The organism is Undibacterium sp. FW305-107 (genome assembly GCF_058788535.1).
Map to the genome: position 1 here is coordinate 1 of NZ_JBYTAV010000020.1, position 20336 is coordinate 20336.

General features: G+C 50.5%; 19 protein-coding genes. 15 read left to right on the forward strand and 4 right to left on the reverse strand.

The annotated features are described in order from the left end of the window. The 5 genes from AC3WQT_RS27940 to AC3WQT_RS27960 all read left to right on the forward strand — a co-directional run. On the forward strand, positions 1 to 3897 hold a 3897-nt coding region (locus tag AC3WQT_RS27940), incomplete at its 5' end, for a beta strand repeat-containing protein (RefSeq protein WP_492709145.1). Between the two features lie 329 nt (positions 3898 to 4226). Next, positions 4227 to 4637, forward strand: coding sequence for a GntR family transcriptional regulator (locus tag AC3WQT_RS27945; RefSeq protein ID WP_492709147.1), 411 nt, complete (start codon positions 4227 to 4229; stop codon positions 4635 to 4637). Between the two features lie 2 nt (positions 4638 to 4639). Next, entirely contained in the window at positions 4640 to 5515 is an 876-nt protein-coding gene (locus AC3WQT_RS27950; RefSeq protein ID WP_492709149.1) for an ABC transporter ATP-binding protein, read from the forward strand. A 59-nt stretch (positions 5516 to 5574) separates the two neighbouring features. Beyond that, entirely contained in the window at positions 5575 to 7011 is a 1437-nt protein-coding gene (locus AC3WQT_RS27955; RefSeq protein ID WP_492709151.1) for a hypothetical protein, read from the forward strand. 279 nt (positions 7012 to 7290) lie between these two features. Next, complete coding sequence (locus tag AC3WQT_RS27960; protein ID WP_492709153.1) at positions 7291 to 7863, forward strand: helix-turn-helix domain-containing protein; 573 nt, start codon at positions 7291 to 7293, stop codon at positions 7861 to 7863. Between the two features lie 27 nt (positions 7864 to 7890). On the opposite strand, the gene AC3WQT_RS27965 is transcribed toward AC3WQT_RS27960, so the two are convergent. Next, a complete protein-coding gene (locus AC3WQT_RS27965; RefSeq protein WP_492709155.1) occupies positions 7891 to 8706 on the reverse strand; it encodes a phosphate/phosphite/phosphonate ABC transporter substrate-binding protein in 816 nt (271 codons plus the stop codon). Between the two features lie 362 nt (positions 8707 to 9068). Here AC3WQT_RS27965 and AC3WQT_RS27970 point away from each other — a divergent pair, with 362 nt between their 5' ends. Together AC3WQT_RS27970 and sugE are read left to right on the forward strand one after the other, a co-directional pair. Then, positions 9069 to 9521 carry a DsrE family protein gene (locus tag AC3WQT_RS27970; protein WP_492709157.1) on the forward strand — a complete coding sequence of 151 codons (453 nt, stop codon included), beginning with the start codon at positions 9069 to 9071 and terminating at the stop codon, positions 9519 to 9521. Positions 9522 to 9682: 161 nt separating this feature from the next. Continuing rightward, positions 9683 to 10003 carry a quaternary ammonium compound efflux SMR transporter SugE gene (gene sugE, locus AC3WQT_RS27975; protein ID WP_492709159.1) on the forward strand — a complete coding sequence of 107 codons (321 nt, stop codon included), beginning with the start codon at positions 9683 to 9685 and terminating at the stop codon, positions 10001 to 10003. A 57-nt stretch (positions 10004 to 10060) separates the two neighbouring features. Here sugE and AC3WQT_RS27980 read toward each other — a convergent pair whose 3' ends face one another. Next, positions 10061 to 10351, reverse strand: a complete 291-nt coding sequence (locus AC3WQT_RS27980; protein ID WP_492709161.1) for a YciI family protein — start codon at positions 10349 to 10351, stop codon at positions 10061 to 10063. Positions 10352 to 10573: 222 nt separating this feature from the next. On the opposite strand from AC3WQT_RS27980, the gene AC3WQT_RS27985 reads away from it, so the two are divergent. The 5 genes from AC3WQT_RS27985 to AC3WQT_RS28005 all read left to right on the forward strand — a co-directional run bounded on the left by AC3WQT_RS27985 (position 10574) and on the right by AC3WQT_RS28005 (position 13755). Continuing rightward, entirely contained in the window at positions 10574 to 11077 is a 504-nt protein-coding gene (locus AC3WQT_RS27985; RefSeq protein WP_492709163.1) for a hypothetical protein, read from the forward strand. A gap of 192 nt (positions 11078 to 11269) precedes the next feature. Continuing rightward, the gene (locus AC3WQT_RS27990; protein ID WP_492709164.1) at positions 11270 to 11680 is read left to right on the forward strand and encodes a hypothetical protein; all 411 of its coding nucleotides are present in this window, start codon (positions 11270 to 11272) and stop codon (positions 11678 to 11680) included. Positions 11681 to 11837: 157 nt separating this feature from the next. Next, positions 11838 to 12314 (forward strand): Rrf2 family transcriptional regulator, encoded by a 477-nt coding sequence (locus tag AC3WQT_RS27995; protein WP_492709166.1) that lies wholly within the window; start codon positions 11838 to 11840, stop codon positions 12312 to 12314. Then, positions 12283 to 13200 (forward strand): NAD(P)/FAD-dependent oxidoreductase, encoded by a 918-nt coding sequence (locus AC3WQT_RS28000; protein ID WP_492709168.1) that lies wholly within the window; start codon positions 12283 to 12285, stop codon positions 13198 to 13200. Before AC3WQT_RS27995 ends, AC3WQT_RS28000 begins: the two co-directional genes overlap by 32 nt. A gap of 117 nt (positions 13201 to 13317) precedes the next feature. Continuing rightward, a complete protein-coding gene (locus tag AC3WQT_RS28005; protein ID WP_492709170.1) occupies positions 13318 to 13755 on the forward strand; it encodes a PilZ domain-containing protein in 438 nt (145 codons plus the stop codon). 594 nt (positions 13756 to 14349) lie between these two features. Here AC3WQT_RS28005 and AC3WQT_RS28010 read toward each other — a convergent pair. Beyond that, positions 14350 to 14718, reverse strand: a complete 369-nt coding sequence (locus AC3WQT_RS28010; RefSeq protein ID WP_492709172.1) for an MmcQ/YjbR family DNA-binding protein — start codon at positions 14716 to 14718, stop codon at positions 14350 to 14352. Positions 14719 to 14883: 165 nt separating this feature from the next. Beyond that, a complete protein-coding gene (locus AC3WQT_RS28015) occupies positions 14884 to 15294 on the reverse strand; it encodes a hypothetical protein (protein WP_492709173.1) in 411 nt (136 codons plus the stop codon). A gap of 143 nt (positions 15295 to 15437) precedes the next feature. Between AC3WQT_RS28015 and AC3WQT_RS28020 the strand changes: the two genes are divergently transcribed. The 3 genes from AC3WQT_RS28020 (at position 15438) to AC3WQT_RS28030 (ending at position 20262) form a co-directional block, all read left to right on the forward strand. Next, a complete protein-coding gene (locus tag AC3WQT_RS28020) occupies positions 15438 to 16262 on the forward strand; it encodes a helix-turn-helix domain-containing protein (RefSeq protein WP_492709175.1) in 825 nt (274 codons plus the stop codon). A 71-nt stretch (positions 16263 to 16333) separates the two neighbouring features. Further along, entirely contained in the window at positions 16334 to 16975 is a 642-nt protein-coding gene (locus AC3WQT_RS28025) for a glutathione S-transferase family protein (RefSeq protein ID WP_492709177.1), read from the forward strand. 227 nt (positions 16976 to 17202) lie between these two features. Further along, positions 17203 to 20262: a hypothetical protein gene (locus tag AC3WQT_RS28030; RefSeq protein ID WP_492709179.1), complete on the forward strand. Its 3060-nt coding sequence runs from the start codon at positions 17203 to 17205 to the stop codon at positions 20260 to 20262. Positions 20263 to 20336: the final 74 nt, after the last annotated feature.

Sequence of the window (20336 nt, forward strand, 5' to 3'; positions counted from 1 at the left end):
AACCTGGCCGGTGCACAACTGTCCAACATCGAAAACATCACTGCGAACTCTGCGGTTGTGATTACTGCTTCCCAGTACGCCGCATTAATTGCTGCTCGTGCGGCATTGAACCTGTCTGGTCCGGTATTGACCTTCAGTGGTGCAGGTCCGCATCAGTTGACGATCGTCGATGACGTGGCGGGTGTGAACAATATTGACCTGTCGTTTATCGCCATCACGGGTGGTACGTTGGTGTATGACGTGACTTCGTCTTCCAATGCGACAGGCGGGAATGTTAATAACTCCACTACTTCCAATGCGATTGTGGTGTCGGGTGGGGCTAGCGTGATCTCCGGTACGATAGGCACCAGCCCATCGAATGGCAATGGTCAGGCTGCCAATGGTACTGCCTTGACTGCAGGCGGGATATTCAATGGCACTGCCGGTCTGAATGAAAATTTCACCGGCAATGTGGCTGCCCTGGTCGGTACTACCGTCAATGGTAACAATGGTGACTCTGACACTATCACCATCTCTGGTGGTGGTACGGTCAATATTGGCAGTGGTAATACCATCACCAATATCAAGACACTGACGATGGACGGTAGCGCTGGCAGTGTTGTTTTCTTCTCGGTAGCGAATTCTGGCATTACCACCGTCAATGGTGGCTCAGGTAATGATTATGTTGATCTGGCGAATAGTGGCAACTCCATGCTGGCCGGCAATGTCAATCTGGGGGCAGGCACCAATACCCTGGTCATGGAAGGCAAAACCTATACCGGCACCTTTGTGGCTGGCTCGGGCACATCTGATACCTTGTACCTGTTCAATGGCAGCAATATCAGCGCGGCCAATGTCAGTGGTTTTGAAACCGCCAATATCAACAATAACGCGTCTGTCACCATGACAGCAGCACAGTTTGCTGGCTTTACCACCTTCACTGCCGCAGGGACAGAAACAGTCAATCTCACGACAGCAGGCACGATCACAGCAAATGCGAATGTGGAAAACTATGTACTTGCCAATGGCAGCAATACCTTTACCGCGGCAACAGGCCTGGTTTCTGTGACCGGTGGTACGGGCAATGACACTATCAATGCCAGTTCGGCCATTATCGCTGCTTCCACAGCCATTAACGGCGGCCTGGGTAGCGATACTCTTAACGTTGGTGCTGTCACAGCAGCTTTGGACATGTCTACCAAAGTCAGTAATGTAGAAACCGTAAATGTCACAGGCGGCACAACTGCGACCTGGACAGTAACGAATGAGAATGGCGCAGGCGTCACCCTGAACTTCACCAGGTCTGCTGCTAATGACATCAACAACATCACCCTGGGTTCAGGCGGTCAGACTCTCAATATCCTGGGTACAGGCACAGGGCGCACTACCATCACTGGCGGTTCTGGTGCGGATGTCATTAATTTGTCCACGACAGCAACTGGTGCGGATGCCATCGCGGCTGGCTCGACCATCAATGCCATGGATACCGTCAATAACTTCAAGGCAGCAGGTGCAGACATTTTTGCTACTGGTGTCTTGCCTACTTCGCTGTATAACCTGAGCATTGCCAATGCCGACAGCAGCAGTCTGGCAGCAGCGATTGCTACAGCAGCAACTGCGGCGGGTGCGAGTCTGGCAAATACAGGCCAGGCTTATACCATCGTCGTCAACAGTGGTACAGCAGCAGGAACTTATGTCTTCCAGAATTCTGGCGGCAGTGTAGGGGCAGTTGATGCCAGCGACTTTATCGTCAAATTGGGTGGCACGGTAGGTAGTATCGTTGCCAGCGATTTTGGCATTGCCAATGCGGTTGCAGTGACTACGGGGGGCACCTTCAATGGCACCTCTGGTGCGAATGACATCTTCATGTCCACCATTCCCAACCTCAATGGTACAACCATCGCCGGTAATGCTGCAGACACTGATGTACTGACCCTGACCACTGCTGGTACTGTCACCATCAATAACGGCAGCACAGGTGGCACCATAAGCAACATCAAGGTCCTGAACCTGGCAAATGGCACCAATACCATCACCTACAACACGTCAGCGGGCTTCACTACCATCAATGGCGGCTCTGGCGATGATACCTTCATCCCCAATACTGCCTTGCTGCCTATCGTTGTCAGCGGTGGCCTGGGCACCGACACCATCGTGCTGACAGCAGCCTATGCTGCAACAGCTTCCGGCTCGGGTACTTTTGCGGCCAATGTCACCGGTTTTGAGAAATTGCGCCTCACCAGCGCTACCAGCCAGACCATAGACTTGCAGACTCTGGGTAACTATAGTGACGTTACTTTCTCTGGCGCGAATGGACTGACATTGAGCAACTTGCCCAGCAATGGCAATGTCACACTGAATGGTGCGGGCACGTCCTTTACCATCTCCAATGCCGCGTTTGTGGGTGGTGTCAATGATATCGTCAACCTGTCGCTGACTGACGGCAGTACTTCCGCTGTCGCCTTTGCCACCGCAGGTATTACTGCATCTGGTGTCGAAACTGTCAATATCAGTGTCAACGATACCCAGGCCACGCCCACAGGTCTTTTCAATGACAACATGACCTGGCTGGGTAACTCGGTCAAAACCTTTAATGTGAGTGGCAATGCAGGCCTGACCCTGTCTTCCTCCAGCACCTCGTTGACGACAGTTGATGCCAGTGGCATTACCCTGGGTGGCTTTACCTGGACTGCCAGCGCCCTGACAGGCACGGCTACTGTCAAAGGCAGTACCACCGGTACCAATACCGTCAACATGAACTCTGCCACGGCGGGTGTTAATTACACTGGCGGTGCTGGTAACGACAACGTCACTATCAATGCTACTGTTTCCAGTACGGCGTCTTTAGGCAACGGTAATAATAGTATGGCCCTCAATGGCGTTACCATCCTTGGCACTTATACTGGCGGTACTGGCACAGATAGCCTGGCGTTCTTCTCGTCAACACCGGATATCAGCAATGCCACAATCACAGGCTTTGAAAATCTGACGGTGACCAATAATGCCAACATCACGGCAACCATAGCCCAGATGTCGCAATTTACCGGCACCGTCAACGCATCAGGTACCGAGACATTGAACCTGACGACGGCTGGTACTTTCAATGCCATCAGCACGATAGAAAAGTACAACCTGGCCAATGGCACCAACAATTTCACCTCGGCCAATGTGGCGGTCAGCGTCATAGGTGGTACAGGTGCCGATACCTTCAATTTCACGGCCAACCAGATCGTCAACTTCCTGACCACGGTAGATGGTGGCAATAGTACAGATACACTCAATATCGGTGCTACCACAACCCAGAATATCGATTTGAGCACCAAGGTGGCCGCTATCGAAATCGTCAATGTGGCAGGCAGCACGGGCACAGCCAGCCTCACTAATCTTAATGGTGCAGGCGTGACGCTGAACTATACCAAGAGTACTGGCGACAACACCATTACCCTGGGTAGTGGTGGCCAGACGCTGAACCTGCTGGGCTCCAGTTCAGCGGCGACCACCATCACAGGTGGTGCTGCTGTCGATACCATTAACTTGCAGGCTGCTGGTTCCGGCTCGGAAACCCTGATAGAAACCGGTGCCAATATGTCGAACAAGACGCAGATCGATGTGGTGGGTAATTTCAATGCGACCGGTACGGATTATTTCAAGACTGGTGTCAATGCAGCGAGTGTGGGTTCCTACATCATCGGTAATGCCGATACATCTAACTACCTCGCTACCATCACTGCTGGTTTATCGGTCGTACTCAATAACACTGGCCAGTCTTACCTGATCACGATACAGACAGGGACAGCAACTGGTACTTACCTGTTCCAGAACACCGGTTCAGATACCAGCCAGTTTGATAATACTGACTTCTTTGTGCAATTGACGGGCACTGTCGGTACTATTGGCACTGGTAATCTGATTGCATAAAGAAAAGCATCACCGGGGCGGACAGCAATCCTGATCCCTGCCTGCAGTATTTAAAACGCCAGCTTTGCTGGCGTTTTTTTTGTCTCTCGCTCTCCATAGTTTTCTACGCCGGATTGCAGCATGCGACAAATCTGCCAGCATCTTTTTGAAAATTGCTTGAATTTGCAAAACCAGTGTATTACTATATTAATACACATGAGGTTGCTGTATTAATCATTCACCCCATGCGAAGCTGCCACAACGCATTCATCCTGACGATGGAGGCGTTCAGGTATTCGTTTAAACACGATGAGAGGCCGGAACATGGAGCATGAAACATGACGCCAGGCATGACAAACATTAAGCCGCGCCAGTTAGGCGCAGAAATATTCCAGGTGGCGACTGGAAGTAGTGAACCTATTTACCGCCAGTTGATAGAACAATTGCGGCGTTTGCAAGCGGGTGGGCAAATTACTGCAGGCGATGCCATGCCGTCTGTGCGCGATGTCGCCAGCGAGCTTGGTGTCAACCCCATGACCGTATCCAAGGCTTACAGCATGCTTGAAGCCGAGGGCTTGCTGGTGCGCCGCCGTGGCCTGGGTATGGAAGTGGGGACCCGGGCCAGTGGCAATTCTGATCTGGCATCCAGACTGGAATTGTTACGCCCCAGTCTTGAGCGCATCGCCCTTGAGGCCAGCCAGCTGGAATTGGATTCCAAGGCAGTCATCACACTCTTGACCAGTATTCTTAAAGGAAAATAAGCATGCAAGCTCAGTTAAACGCACCCGTGCAAATCCAGGGATTGAGTAAATCCTTCAGCGGGCAAGCTGTCTTGAAAAATCTGGACTGGCAAATTATGCCTGGCAGTATCGTCGGTCTGTTGGGGCGCAATGGTGCAGGCAAATCCACTCTGATTGAATGCCTGCTGGGTTTGCGTGATGTCGATGCCGGTACCATGCAGTTATATGGCGAATCCGCAGCGCAACTGAGTAGCGATACCAAGACCAGGATCGCCTACGTACCACAACGCAGTGATCTGTTTGAATGGCTGACAGCAAGGCAGTTGCTGGCCTACTTCCAGCTACTTTATCCACGCTGGAATGAAACCAAGGTACAGTCGCTCATGCAAGCCTGGGAGCTGCCCTACGACAAGGTCATCAGCAAACTCTCAGTCGGGCAAAAGCAGCGTCTGTCCATCATCCGCGCACTAGCGCATGATCCTGAATTGTTGATACTTGATGAGCCGGTATCCAGTCTTGATCCTGCCGGTCGTCGTGAGTTTTTACGGGAATTGATAGACCGCGTCATCGAAAAGCAGACCACGATCGTTTTCTCTACCCACATCCTGTCTGACCTTGAGCGGGTGGCTATGGATGTCGCCTTCCTCAGCAATGGGCAAATCGTGCATCAGCAATCTCTCGATGACATGATGGATAACACGGTGCGCATCTGTGCAACATCAACGGTATTGCGGCAGTTGCAGCCTGCAAAAATCCTGCGTCAGTCTGGTACTGCGAACGGTGAGGGCAAGTTGCTGGCGCAATTCAGCCAGACACAATTGCTCGCATTGCAGAACCGTCAGGACGTCCGTATGGATAAGCTAAGTCTGGAAGATATGTTCATAGAAATGACGAACTGAGACATGTCGTGTTGAACGAAGCCACAGTTCGTCCTCTCAACAGCTTAAGAAAGACCAATATGAAAGCCATTATTTCAGTGTGGATGCAGCCAGTATATGCACGCATCAACACTGCCAGTTTAAAAACCTTGTACATCATGCTGGGCTTGTTTGCGTTGGCGCCGGTGGTAGCAGTATTGTTTGCACAAGCCCAAAAGCCAGACTGGCAATCAGTCATGCTGGCATTGGTGCTAGGCGTTGGCGGCGCACTGGGCCTGTTGCTGCTGTCCTGGTTTATCTTGCTGGTACCTAGCGTCGCCTTGCAATACACGCCGGCCTATGCCGCGCTGGTGCCGCAAATGAAACGTCATATGCAACTTGCGCTGGCAATTCCCATATTGCTGATGCCCATAGCCTTCTCCCTGTCTTTGGGTATGCACATGCAGGGAAAGTTTTTTCAGGGCTGGTTTTTTGGCGTGCTTTGCCTCTTGATCTATATTGCCTCCATGCGCAGTACATGGATCATCATTCTGGTCGTATTGATGGCGCAGGCGCCGATGTTGCTCAGTAATAAAGTCAGTATCTCAGTACAGGCAGACTGGAACCTGCCAGTTCCGTTTGTCGCCGCCGGTTTTGCCTTGACTGCATTGGTATTGCACTGGGTGTTCGCCTTGCGTGGTGATCAGCACTTCAAGCGTGACGAGAGTTTTGCCATGTTAAAAAAACATATGCAGGGCGAAGAAGCCGGCATGAGCCAGTACACGTTGAAATTCCTCAACCCATATCATCTTTTGCTGCGACTTTGCATGCGCAGGGTTCATGCAGTACCGGACAAAGTCAGTCAACTGATGCCATTTTCCATAGGCTCTCAGGTTTTTTGGTTGAGCAACTTTATCCCGGTTGTCGTCATGAGTGCAGGTCTGGGCATGTACTTTGTATTCTTTGTGCATGGCTCGCAAAAGAATGGAGATGTCAGTAATTCTCTGGCATATTTTGCTGCTATGGTATCTTTCATCATGCTGCCGCCTATCTATGCCGCCCTGGTGCGCACCTGTGTCTATCAGCGCAAGGAAGAGCAGGGCTTGCTGCTACTGGCACCCAAGCTGCCATCCATACATGAGCACAGCAAGTTGATGCTGCGATTCGTGTTGCGCCAGTATTTAAGCTTGTGGCTGGTGTCACTATCGATTATCGTGGGAATCGCGTATTTGTCACCCGCTTCAGAGTATATGCGTGACGTGGCCTGGATCATTTCCTTCAGCCTCTTGCCGGTCTGCGTGTTGAGCCTGACTAACTATGCGCAGATAAAGTCCAGCTATCAAACCGCGCTGCTGGTGGCATTGGCAATACCGGTTTTAATTGGCGCGGCCATGCTTGGCATGCATAAACTGGTTCCTGCCCTGCCGGTGTGGTTGCTCTGTAGCCTGGTTGCTGTTGCGACTGCAGCGGTATTGCGCTGGCGTTGGCAGGGGCTGGCACAGGTCAGGGCGGTTTTTCCGGCTGGCCGGGCTGTGTGAGGGAGGCGTCATGCGCGTGCTGATACTTTGTGCCGGGTTTTTATTCATGGCCATGTTGCTGACCCCGCCAGACCTGGTGGCGTCAGCCGGACGGGCGGCAATCCTGTCTTGCCAGTATGCCGGACGTTAGCTTGGGATTTGGGATTGTCTGAATTTTAATCTCAGTAAAACCACCCTGGAAGTACTGTATTCATACTTTAGTATAGGGCACATAAAGCTGTAAATCGCCTATATTCACTGCATCTCTTCGTTGAGTATTTCGACATTAAGGATCTCAGTATGAATATGCCACTGCCCATGCAAGTATTTGCACCTGCTGTCAAAAAAGAAGATGCCAGAAGCCTCAGTGCGCTGGAACAGTATGAACGCCGCCGCCAAGTCGTGCGTGCCCACCAGCGTGGTGCCCGAAAGGTGCAGATCGCACGTGAACTGGGCCTGAGCTATACTGCGGTCTGCCTTATTATTGCCCGTTATCAAGAGCAGGGGGCAGATGCCATATTGCCACACCGCCGTGGCCGCCGTTCAGGCGAAGGACGCGCCATGAGCAGCGAGCAAGAGCAACAGGTACAGCAAATGATACGCGACAACAAACCATGTCAGTTACAAATGGACTTTGCCGAATGGACACGTCCTGCCGTTGCTGAGCTCATTAACAAGCAACTGGGCGTAAAGATGCACATACGCTCAGTCACCAATTATTTGAAACGCTGGAATATCGTGGTCGAAAGAGCCGTACCCAGCCCTTACTTGCGTGCGCAAAAGTTGATGATGCTGGATGCAGGGGAACAGGTAAAAGCGCCAGTTCCCTCAATTTATGATCCGCTGACCCAGGCTGCATCACATCTCAATTGATGCATTGATTGAGAGCCTGCGTTCTGATCAGCCCAGCCATTTCAGCAGATCACGCAGGCGTTGCTCATTATTGCCGGTATCAAATTCCTTGATGCCGACTTGTTTGAGCGTGACCTTGCCTGGCTCGGTTTCATCGAGTTGCCCCAGTTCTTTCTTCAAAGCCTGGATTTGTGCAGCCGTGATTTTGGGATGTGCGATCAAAGGCTGATAAGGCTGGGGCTGGCTGCTATGGATGACACGGTGGCCAGTTTTTTCCAGATTCTTGGCAACGCCTGAATAAGAAGCAATGCCACCTACGTCGGCCAGCAGATTATCCAGGTAAAACAGGACTGCCCCTTGTTCTTTGGCATACTGGACTTTTTCATTCGCCAGGTTGAAGCCATTGTGTGTCAATTCTGCTGTACAGAATTTCGACATATAAGAAATCTTCTCAGGCAAGGCAATGCGCTTGCCCTTGACATCGGCAATGCTTTTCAAGGGCGATGCCTTCGGTACGATCAGCAGGCACTGGCCATCAGGCTTGGATGTCGATACCAGTTGATATTTGTAATCACGTATACCGCGCGCAGGATAATCGCTGGGGCGGGCAATTACAAAGTCCATCTTGCCAGCCTTCATGCCTTCTTCCAGCTGGGCAAACTCACGCGCCACAACGATAGTCACCTTTTTACCTAGCGCCCTGCCCATGACCTCGGCCAGCCCGGTATATTTTTCTATGACCTGTGCGGCATCCAGCCCACCTGAGGTGCCTTCGCTGACGTACAGACTATAGTTGTTTTGCGCCTGAACCTGGACAGTAAAGCCGGCCAGGCAGCAAGCAGCAATTGAGAGAACTTTTTTCATCTACGTCACCCTGAAAATCTGTTGATCATCCTTGTCGCGCATGCCCACGTCTGGCTGATATGTCCAAACCTGCCAGGACATATTTAAACAAGACACGAATACTGGCAATTTGTGGTCTGATTCGCGGTTTGCTGTACTGCAGCATCCTACCTTGCGGAAACACCAACTTTAATCCAGTTAAGCATATTCAAGCAACCATTTTTAACATTCTTGCTTTTATAAAATGTTTTTTTACAACCTGTAAAGAGAGTATGAAGTCAGAAATAAGTTAAAAATAAGTCAGAAAATTTCATGATCAGTTTGCCTATAAATCTGCTATTGTTGCCGCATAAATTGGCACTTATCTGAATACAGGAGCGAACATGAGACAGCTTTCCCACTACACCCGTACATTTGCCTTGGCGCTGGCCTTCAGTTGCCTGGGGCAAGCCACTGCCTTGGCGCAGGCACCAGCCAAAGTGCAGGCCGCACAAAAATCCAAAGTGGTTTTCCAGGTCAGTGATGGCGAAAGCCGCAAATGGGAACTGGCCTTGAACAACGTCAGGAATGTCATCAAAGACCTGGGCAAGGACAATATCGAAGTAGAAATCGTCGCCTATGGCCCCGGTATAGACATGTTCAAATTCGAGTCACCCGTAGCCAGCCGTATTGATGAAGTCATCAAGATGGGTGCCCATGTGGTGATCTGCGAAAATACCATGCGCGCCCAGAAAATCACCAAGTCAGACATGCTTGACAACCTTGATTATGTAGAAGCGGGCGTCACCCAACTGATCAGGCGGCAGCAGCAAGGCTATGCTTATATCAGGCCGTGATTTGCAGTAATCCACTAGCCGTGGCAGTTAAGCTATAATTTAGTCCCCGGGCGGCATAGCCCGGTTCAGTGAATCCATACGGACTTCACCAGGAGGAACGACCTTCCCCGCTTTGGGAATGAATGTCCGGGACGGCCCGGCTCTTTGAAAGGAGAGCTGCTATGGCTTGGATATTACTGGTATTGGCCGGATTGTTTGAAGTGGTCTGGGCTTTCTCCATGAAGCAATCTGAAGGTTTCACGAAATTTATTCCCTCTGTAATCACCATCGCCGGCATGATCGTCAGCTTCGCTTTGCTGGCGCTGTCCATGCGCACCCTGCCATTAGGTACAGCCTACACCATGTGGACTGGCATAGGTGCTATTGGCGCATTCATCCTGGGCATCGTATTTTTTGGTGAGCAACTGAACTTCATGCGCGTTTGCGCTGTTTTACTCATCGTCTGCGGGCTGGTCTTCATGAAAATATCATCGTCGCACTAGGGATTTGCAGAGCCCTTGATATGCCATCGCATATCAAGGCAGTCCTGGACTCAAAGCCTAAGCGAGCTTCAAAACTTCCAGCGCAACTTGCGTCGCCTTGCAATCAAAATCAATGATCTGGTAGTCAGCAACATCAGCTTGTACATAAGAATCTTCCGCCAGTATTTGCAGTAGCTTTTCTTTGGGGATGCTTTGCACCGCGATGACGCCACCGAGCCCACTCTTTTTTGGGCCTGCGAATAAGAACACGCCTTCCTTCAAATAACGGCCTACCCATACACCATGGGATTTGATGTGTGGTTCTACTTCTGATGGATTTTTGCTATAGCTGACGTTGAGTATGAACATGGTGTTTTCCTGGTTATAAAGTGAATGTCAAAAATCTGAGCAGATGAAATACTGGTGATTCTTTTCCTGTCCTGAACGTGCTGAACAGGTGATACCAGTATATTTAGCGGCAATACTTTGATAAAGTCGCAACAGCTTTGTACATTGCCAAGCACAAGTGTTGAATCAAGCTGGCGTCTGCGTACCTTTGCCAGAGGTTCTCTTTAAACTGAAAGTCCCATCATGATGTTGAGCCTGATCCGGAAAATTGCTTCCGTCCTTTTATTGCTGTGCTTTGTCTTGCCTCTGTCTACATGTTCTTTTACGCCGGATAAAGCCACCAACAGTAGCAGCAACGAGGCTGCAGCCAGCAGCACCGAAGAAAATGCTCAACAAGCGAAAAAAGATCAATCCTTATATGCCTATGAAATTGTAAAGACTGCTTTTGATGATCTGCGCAAAGGCGAACTAACGGACGGCAGCCTGACTATGCTTGCAGTTTTTGTGGTGTTCTTTTTGCCTTGCGGCCTATTGGCCTTGAAAGAAAAGCCGCAAGCCATTGTCACGATACTGGCCGCTGTCGGTGCAGGTTTTACATTGTTCTTTTGGGTGTTTTTTGGCCGGACGCCACAAATCGGCGGCATGCTGGCGATTATGTGCTGGAGCAGTTTATTACTGGTCAGCCTGATATATTCAGTGCGCTGGAGCGTGCAATGGTGGCGGCAGCGAAAATTGAGAAAGCAATGATAGGTGATGAACAGCAGTTTGGAAAGAAATCACTTTTATCAAAAGTGTAAGCACAGGTGACAAAGCCAGGCCGCAGCTACTGTGAGGCGTATTTTTATTCTGGGAATTACTTACAAACATTTCAGCGCACACCCTCCTTGAAACTTAGAATGCAACACTCTTTACAGACATTCACCAGACAGGGATATACGCATGAAAATTTCCAAACTCGCTGCCATCATATTACTTTTTCCTTTGACAGCTTTCGCAGGCAAGGCTGAACGTGATTTCATGAGCAATGAAGTAGAACCGGCAGTCAAGGCCGCTACTGCAGGCTTGAAAACATCTTGCGGTTGTGACGTCAAATTTGACATCAAGGCTGACAGTTTTCAAACCACAGACGACATGTTCAAGATCAAGCATTTTGCATCCACCATCAAGGATAATGCCGGTGCTTATTGTGCTGATGCCGCCTCCAAAAAAGCCATCTGCAAAATGAAGTCCATAGAATTCAGCAAGGCTGCCTCAACCTACCTGAAGTTTGCTGCCGGTAAGGTAACTGCTACGACGGACGGTACTTCCCAGCCTTCATGGGAAATGCTGACGAGGGAAGTTGACAAGTAAGAGCCGTACTTGGTAAGTGCAATGCACTGACCAAAAAAAACAAATAACCAAGAACAGGGATAGTCCATCAGGCTATCCCTGTTTTTTTTGGGACTGGCTTTTTGCAGAATTTTTAAATCTCCTGCAAATTTTCTGATTATGTACTATCATTAGTTACATGAGACGAGACAGCAAACTTTCCTCCATCCTCCACGTGCTATTGCACATGGCGCATGGACAACGGGCTATGACTTCTGAAGAACTGGCGCATTACCTGACCACCAATCCTGTGCTGGTCAGACGGGTATTGGCTGGCTTGCGTAGTCGTGGCTATGTGAGTTCAGACAAAGGCCACGGCGGCGGCTGGGTGATCTCTTGCGATTTGCAAACGGTGACCCTGCGTGACATCTATGACGCCCTCGGCGCACCCACTGTATTTGCCATGGGCAACCGTAACGACAAGCCTGAATGCCTGGTCGAGCAGGTCGTCAACGAAGCACTGGCAACTGCCTTTGACGAGGCAGAAGCCTTGCTCATTGCCCGCCTCGGTGATGTGACGCTGGGCGATCTTGCGACAGAATTCAGCCGTAAATTTAATGCACATAGCAAGAAGGGGAAGAAGGATGACCACAATTACCAGGGACATGATTTTTGATGCCATCATCATCGGCGGCAGTTATGCAGGACTCTCTGCAGCCATGCAACTGGCACGCGCCAGGAGGCAGGTGCTGGTGATAGATGGCGGCCAGCGCCGTAACCGTTTTGTTGAATATTCACACGGTTTTCTCGGGCAGGATGGAAAAAATGCCAGCGCCATCGCCAGCGAAGGCAAGGCGCAAGTGATGGCCTATAAAACCGTCAGTTGGGTAGAGGGGCAGGCAACATCTGTCTCGCGTCAGGACGAGGGTTTTGCTGTCGCAGTTGAGGGACAGCAGACCTATCAGGCACGTCGGCTGATACTTGCAACGGGTGTTACTGATGAATTACCTGCGATCGATGGTCTGGCAGAACGCTGGGGCCGCAGCATTTTCCACTGTCCATATTGCCATGGCTATGAAATCGACAATGGCCGCATCGGTGTACTGGCTACCGGGCCACTATCACATCACCACGCCATGATGTTGCCAGATTGGGGGCAAGTCACTTTGTTCACCAATCAATGCTATGAGCCAGATGCTGAGCAGTTGGCGGCCTTGCAAAAACGTGGCGTCATCATGGAAACAGCGCCAGTGCGCAGGATCAGTGGCATTGCCACGGTAGAACTCCAGGACGGCAGGCAATATGAAATGGATGGTTTGTTCACTATGAGCACCATCCGCATCAACAGCCCCTTTGCAGCACAACTGGCTTGCGAAATGATGGAAGGTCCCATGGGCACGGTCATCCGCACCAACGAAATCAAGGCTACCAGCGTACCCGGCGTATTTGCCTGCGGTGACGCCGCTCGCATGGCAGGCAATGTCGCCATGGCGGTTGCTGATGGCGCAATGGCGGGGGTGGCAGCGCACCAGTCGATGATATTCGAGGCCAAGGCTGCCTGATGGCTTGACTGCATGACGTGGCGAATGCTCTGGTCATGTTCATGACATAAATCTGGAATAAATTTCTGTCTGCTGCTTTGAAAGAAATTTCTTCCACCTGACCTGATCACTGATGCCATGAACCCATCTGAAAACCGTCGCCACCAGCGCGTGCAATTTTTCCTGGTCCCTCTGGGTACCCATGAAATTCGCCCGGTCTGGGTATTCAATTCCCCCGAACATGCAGACGCTTTGCCTGCCCTGCTGGTCAACCTCAGCACAGGCGGCATGCAGGTACTGACCGAACTGGAGTCTGATATCCCAGCAGGCCAGTATCAACTCAGCTTCCTGCCAGATGAAGCACAACCCGGCATGATACTGGGCGACTGCCATATACAACTGCTGTGGACAGAGCGCGAAGCTGGCATGCATACCAGGTCTGGGTTTGCCTTTGTTGGACAGATACCGGCAGATTTGCAGGACTTGCTGGTGCATGAGGATGCGGCGAAATTGTTTTTGCGGTGTGTGATTTTGCCGGTGAGTGAAGTACTGCCGAGGGATTTGGAGACGATTTGAAGTTTTTCTCAACGGCTACTGAAGACTGTGGTTCGCAATATGATTGCCGGTCGTGTTGACGTGGCAGTTGTTTTTGATTTTTGCCGTTCCGATGTGTCGATGCCTTTGATGCGAGGCAGAAAATGGATTAAGAAATACCCGTGTTTGAGGTGTAGCAGGGGTTTCGTGCAGCATGCTGCACGCCTGCGTAACGGCAATCGCCTGCAAGCGATTGTGCGCCCTGCAAGGGGAGCGAGTTTGGGGGATTTCCCATTTTTTGACTTGCAGCAAAGGGAACCCTCTTTAGGGGGCCGCGACGCCTCGGTCGCCTTCCTTGGCGTTCTTTTCTTGGCGAGTCAAGAAAAGAATGTAGCTGTCGGGCTACCCCCGACCTGCAATCGTATTTGACGTTTGTAGATGTTTAAAATCAGGGTATTTAAATACAACGATTCTGAAATTAATGTAGCTAACAGGATGCAGAGAATGCCACTGGAGCGCCAGCCCGGTGGATTCCTGCCAAAAGCACGCAGGAATGATGTTAACAAGGATAAGGGGTATCGATAGCAAATAGCTGCTAACAATCTCAGCCTTGCTGATAACAAAAAAACTGAAAACTCAATCATCCCCACCCATCAGAACCTCGTCCCGCTTTTTTTTCGTCAATCCAGACAAAGCCTTCTGATAAGAATATTCCAGCAATTCCCGCAAATACTCCTCAGGAAATTGCTCGACAGCGACGATGGTCACCCAATGAAAGCGCCCCATATACCGCGCCGGTTTGACACCCGGCATATCAGTCAGCTCAAGAAAACGCGCAGGTGTCACCCTCATGCTGAAACGCCAGCGTTCAGGCTCGCTGGTCTTGAAATAGGCAAAGGATTTATCGCCCACGCTATACACCAGTATATTGCTAGGCGCATCGTGCAATCTTTCGCGGGCACCGGCATAACTGGCACAGAGTTTTTTGAGAGCAGCTAGTTTCATCGTAGGCTTAAAGTCAAAATACAGATGGAATTAAAGGTAGATGGAATTCATAAGCGCTCAAGTGTATTGCAATTGCGATAATTTTGCTTGCTGTGGGAAAAGAGGCAAGACTGGCTTGCCTCTTTCTGCCTTAATGACATTATTCACTGACATTACTCATTGACATTAGCTACGCAAGCCACGATATTCCAGCACAGAAAATGCCAGCACCACCAATGCCTGCACGCTGACAAAAACAAATCCCAATACGCTGGGTTCAAACCAGACTTCCATCGTCAATATGCTGGCGATCACCCAGCCAATGTTACCGAGTATGACGACCCAAACCAGCAAGGCTGGCGGTTTTTTATCGCTGCCAGTGCGGCTGGTAAAGCCCACCAGCGCAGCAACGGGGAACAGGCTGACGCCCGCCATGAATAAAAAATCCTTCGGCAAGGCCAGTAAGCCAGACAGCAAGCCAGAAGTAGCGACCAGCAACAAGCCCATGGCAAGACCGGTGATGGCGTCGAGCGCCAGTATGGTTCTCAAGGACAGGGCAGGGGCATGCAGTTTGACGGCAGTAGATGCTGTAGACATGATGTATCTCCAAAAACAGTTGAGGGGATTGCAGTTTCGCTCTACATTTGCAGCAAGTCGATTACCTCGCAGGTAATGGTGGTGGTGCGACAATAGGCTGATAATTCAGGTTCAGATTTCAGAAATTACTTCGGGAGCAGCAATTGAGTCATTTCATCTCTACTACAGCAGACAAGGCAGAGGCACCAGTCGGTACCCTGATACGTGAATGGCGCACGCAACGCAAATTGAGCCAGATGGAGCTGGCGCTGGACATTGATATCTCGCCGCGCCATCTGAGCTTTGTAGAAACCGGCCGCTCACGCCCCAGTGCCGAACTCTTGATGAGCATCGCCAGCCAGCTCGACGTACCTTTGCGCGCCCGCAATACCTGGCTGCTGGCGGCAGGTTATGCACCACGCTATAGCGAACAGGGTCTGGATACGGCACGCATGGCCCAGGTCAGGGCGGCTGTACAACGGCTGCTGGATACCCATGACCCATATCCCGGCGTTGCGCTCGACAGGCACTGGAATGTGGTCTTGCATAACCGTGCAGCAGAAAAACTCATGGGCTTGCTGCCAGCAGAATTGCTGACACCTGAAATCAATATTTTCAGGGCCAGCCTGCACCCGCAAGGTTTTGCTGCCTATACCAAGAATTTTTCTGAATGGGGCAGTTATCTTTTACAGGTTTTGCAGCGGCTGATGCTCAGCGCCCGTGATGAAGATATCATTGCTCTGGTAGAAGAGGTAAATGCCTATCCCAATGTGATTGCCCTGAAACAGCAAACACCAGTTACACAATCGACTGAGCCTTCCTTGTTGATACCATGCATCATGGAGCTACATGGACAAGAGCTTTCGCTGTTCACCACACTGACCACCTTTGGCAGCCCACGCGACATCACCCTGCATGAGCTGTGCGTAGAATTATTTTATCCGGCAGATACACAAACTGAAGTCTTTTTGAAGGCAATGGCAGGGTGATTGCACTGATTATGCACAATCTGTAAATCTTGGTAAGATGCCTGTTCTCTTTACACCCAAGGACGCGCATCATGTACAAACTGCATAGCCTCTGTCAGTCAGGCAATTCCTTCAAAGTCGCTTTTTTATTGCGCGCACTGAACCAGCCGTTCGAGAACGGCTATGTTGATATGTTCCAGGGAGTGACACGCAGCAATGAATGGCGCGAACAAGCCAATGAAATGGGCGAGGTGCCGGTGCTGGAAGATGGTGAGCGCGTGCTGACACAGTCTGGTGTCATCCTCAGCTATCTGGCCAACAAGCATGGTGCTTTTGGTGGCACGAATGAAGATGAAAAACTGGAAGTCTTGCGCTGGCTCTTGTTTGATAACCACAAGTTCACCAGTTATTTTGCCAGCTACCGCTTCAATAAATCCTTTGGCCCTGCTGCACCTGATCCAGCCGTCCAGGCCTGGTTGCTGGGGCGTATCGACAATGCCTTTAATATCGTCAACAAGCATCTGGCCAACCGCGAGTACATGGTCGGCGACGCGCCGACGATAGCTGATTTTTCCTTGAGTGGCTATCTGTTTTATCCGGAAAATGAAAGCGATTACAAGCTTGAAGGCCGCTACCCGCATATCGTCGCCTGGCTGGAACGCCTGCGCGCCATACCAGGCTGGGCTTTTCCTTATGATATTTTGCCGGGGGAGAGGATTACACCCAAGTGGTGAGAGGAAGTTTCATTTTCCCTTGTTTAAAAAATGTTGCTGCAATTTGGCTTGAATTATTAACAATTCACATGCTAAATTAGCAGCAATTTTCAATTTATATTCAAGGATGAGCTATGGCAGGCGCGGACGAGAAAAAAATCGAAACGGTTGTTATACGGCAAGCTGAATATTACTTAAAGGCAGGAACATTCAGGCACGGCTGTCACCATCTTATCCAGGCTGAAACCGTGCATATAGAAAAGGGGTTTGTGAACCCCGGTTGTGACCTCACACTCATGGCGGCGCAAGTGCTGGTGGCTGCAGAGGGGGCGACGATTGATGTCAGTGGCACGGATGCCGTGAATCGCCCTGACAATGTCGCGCAAAACAGCGGCACCGGGTACAAGAATAATGCAAGGGATGGTGCCGATGGCCGCAATGGCGCAGATGGCATCGCAGGGCAGCACAGCGGCAAGATCATCATTTATGCCGACACTATCGAAGGGGGCGAACTAAACCTGCTGGCCAAAGGCGGCAAGGGTGGCAAGCCGGAATCTGGTGGCCATGGCATGAAGGGCCTGGATTTAGGTGCAGACAAGGACCAGAAGAGCAAACCCTCAGTGCCGACCATGCAAGTCGTGGGTTCGCATACTGTCGTTGTTGATAATCCCAAGGGTGCGCCCATCATCAAGGTCGTCAATGACTATGCCTGGGGCAGTGATGTCAGCACTATTGGCGAAGGCAAGCTGGGTAATTATCTCAGGGTGAGCGTTAGCTCTGCCCATGGGGACAACGGCGGCAATGGTGGCAATGCCGGTCTGGCAGGTACACCGGGCAAGGGTGGCGATGGTGGTGTGATCTGCCTGCTGGATAATCTGTCCAGGAACAAAATAAACAAAAATTTTTCTGGTGGCGCCGCAGGTGATGTCGCCAGACATGGCGACCCTGGCCATGGTGGTTCTGCGCAACAGGGGGCCAAGTACCTCTATGCGACCAGCATAGGTTGGAACACGATAGACTGGGCAGCTTTCGATGAGAACCAGGCTTTGCAAGATTTATGGACATACAAAGATCGCTTCATGGAGCCCGACCACTTCAGCAACCTGAGTGTAAAGTCCGCCTACATCGTCACCAATGGCAGCGAAAAAAAACTCAAGCTGCGGGCAGATCCCGGCAATGCTGGCAACAGAGGGGGCTATGGTGCAGCAGCTAGCACCAGTCCACCCGCCATCGCCACGGCAAAGGAAGGCAGCAAAGGCAGCTTTGACACCATCAGCACGGCCAGTCTGGATGCGGAAATTCCTTACATTTATCTATTGATGCTGGTTCGTTGCGCCAAGGCGGCGGTTCTTAGTGATGATACGGAAAGAGCGCGTCGTATCTTGCGCTGGTTGGTGACACTGACTGGCAAATTTGCTGCCTATGCAAAAAACCTGACTGAAGACCAGCGCAACAGGCGGCAGATATTAATGGAGGCTGAGCTGGCACTTGCTACACTGGGCAACAAGGCTGCACGGCAAACGACACCTTGCCCCTACACCGATATCAAGGCCTATTCATCCTATGTCAAAGATGCTTTGGCGCACTATAAAGACAAGGAAAACTACGCCAAGGAATTCGCTGCAGAAAAGAAGACGCTGGAGCAACGCAAAAAGGCACTGACTGAAGCGCTTGCCGATGCCAGAAAATTCAACGAGCACTTGACTGGCGACACTGACAAACCCGGCAGCTTGAAATATCTGCGGGAAAAAGAGTTGCAACTCAAGTCCACCATAGGTGAGTTAAGAGGGCAAATCCATTTGCAGGGTAAAAAACTGCAAGACATGCCGGGCAAATTGCAGCAAGCCATTGATGCGCAATTCCGTGCCAAGACCAGGATGGATTTCTGGAGCCTGGTCGAGGTCATGTCCATGGTCGCCGGTGTTGCCATGAGTTTTGCCAGTGCCGGCAGCAGCCTGGCAGGATTCTTTGGCAAGGTAAAAGACTTTTATAAGCAATCACAAGAACTGACCACGCTCAAGGACATTTTGCAGAAAGGCATATTCAGCAAGGATGTGCTGGAGCTCAAGGACGATATCGCCAAACTGATGAAAACCGATGAGTGGAAAGAAGCCAAGAAGCTCAGTGCAGAATTCATCGATACCGTCATCGACATGCAGGTCAAGCTCAAGGCGGCTGAAAAGCTTTATAAAGACTATCAGCAAGTTGAGTTCACGCTCGATGAAACTGACTTGCTGACAGATAATCTGGTGTTTGACGGTGCCAGGCTGGAACTGAAAAAACAGCGCAATGAATTCAAGGCCTACATCGTTCAGTTCCTGCAAGAGTATAAAGAAGCGCAGGAATGGAAACATGCCTTCAACGATTATTTTGACATGTCTTCTACGCATCTTGATTTGCTGATGCACCTGACCACGGTGAAGGCCGACAGGCGTGAGTTGGAATTCAAGAAGCGTCAGTGCGAAGAAAGCATTAAAGTGCTGAGCGCCAGTCTGGATGAGCTCAGCTACGACCCCGCGCTGGAGAGTACGCAGGATATACAAAACAGCCTGGACAACAATCTGCAGCTAGCGATTAACTTCAGCCTGCAATTGATACAGAATGAAGCGCGTGCTTATGAAATCTGGACACTTGAAAACTATGAGCTGCCAAACTTGCCCAAGAATCTGAGTGAAAAGTATTTGTCCGATGAATTGCATCAGCCATTGTGGGAAAAAATTTCCAATCGTCTGAGCAGCGCCAAGACACCCGCCAAGCGCGATTTCTCAGATACCCCGATAGTCTGGAAGCGGGCCGATTATCCGCAACTGTTTGAAGAGTTCGCCAGCACCGGACGTATCAGCCTGACCGTGCCACCCGACCTGGATTCAGACATTTATTTTGAACGCCTGATCGACGCCAAAATCTATTTGCGTGGTGCCAAAGTCAAGGAAGGTTCAGAATTCCATTGCGTGCTGAAACACAGCGGTATCTCTCAATTCTTGAGTAAGCGGACAGCGGCAAACACAAAACAACAGCGCATCAAAGTGTGTTATCAGGAACCTGCGGGCACGACGTTTTCCTATAAGCTCATCACGAATGGTGACAGGCAAGAACCTACTTATGACTACAAAAATGCCATCATCAACAAGTTTGACAGTAGTGAGAAAATGAACCGGATACGCTATAGCCCGTATACCACCTGGCAATTGATCTTCCAAAAAGACTATCGCCTGAATACCAATTCCATCGCCTACAATCAGGAACTGGATTTATCAAAACTCGAAGCGATAGAACTGCGCTATGAAGTTTTCTTTGAAAACCGGTGATGTATGCAGTGATGATGAATACAAGCAAATCAGATAATCCATCAGCACTAAAGCACCATGCAATGAAGCACACT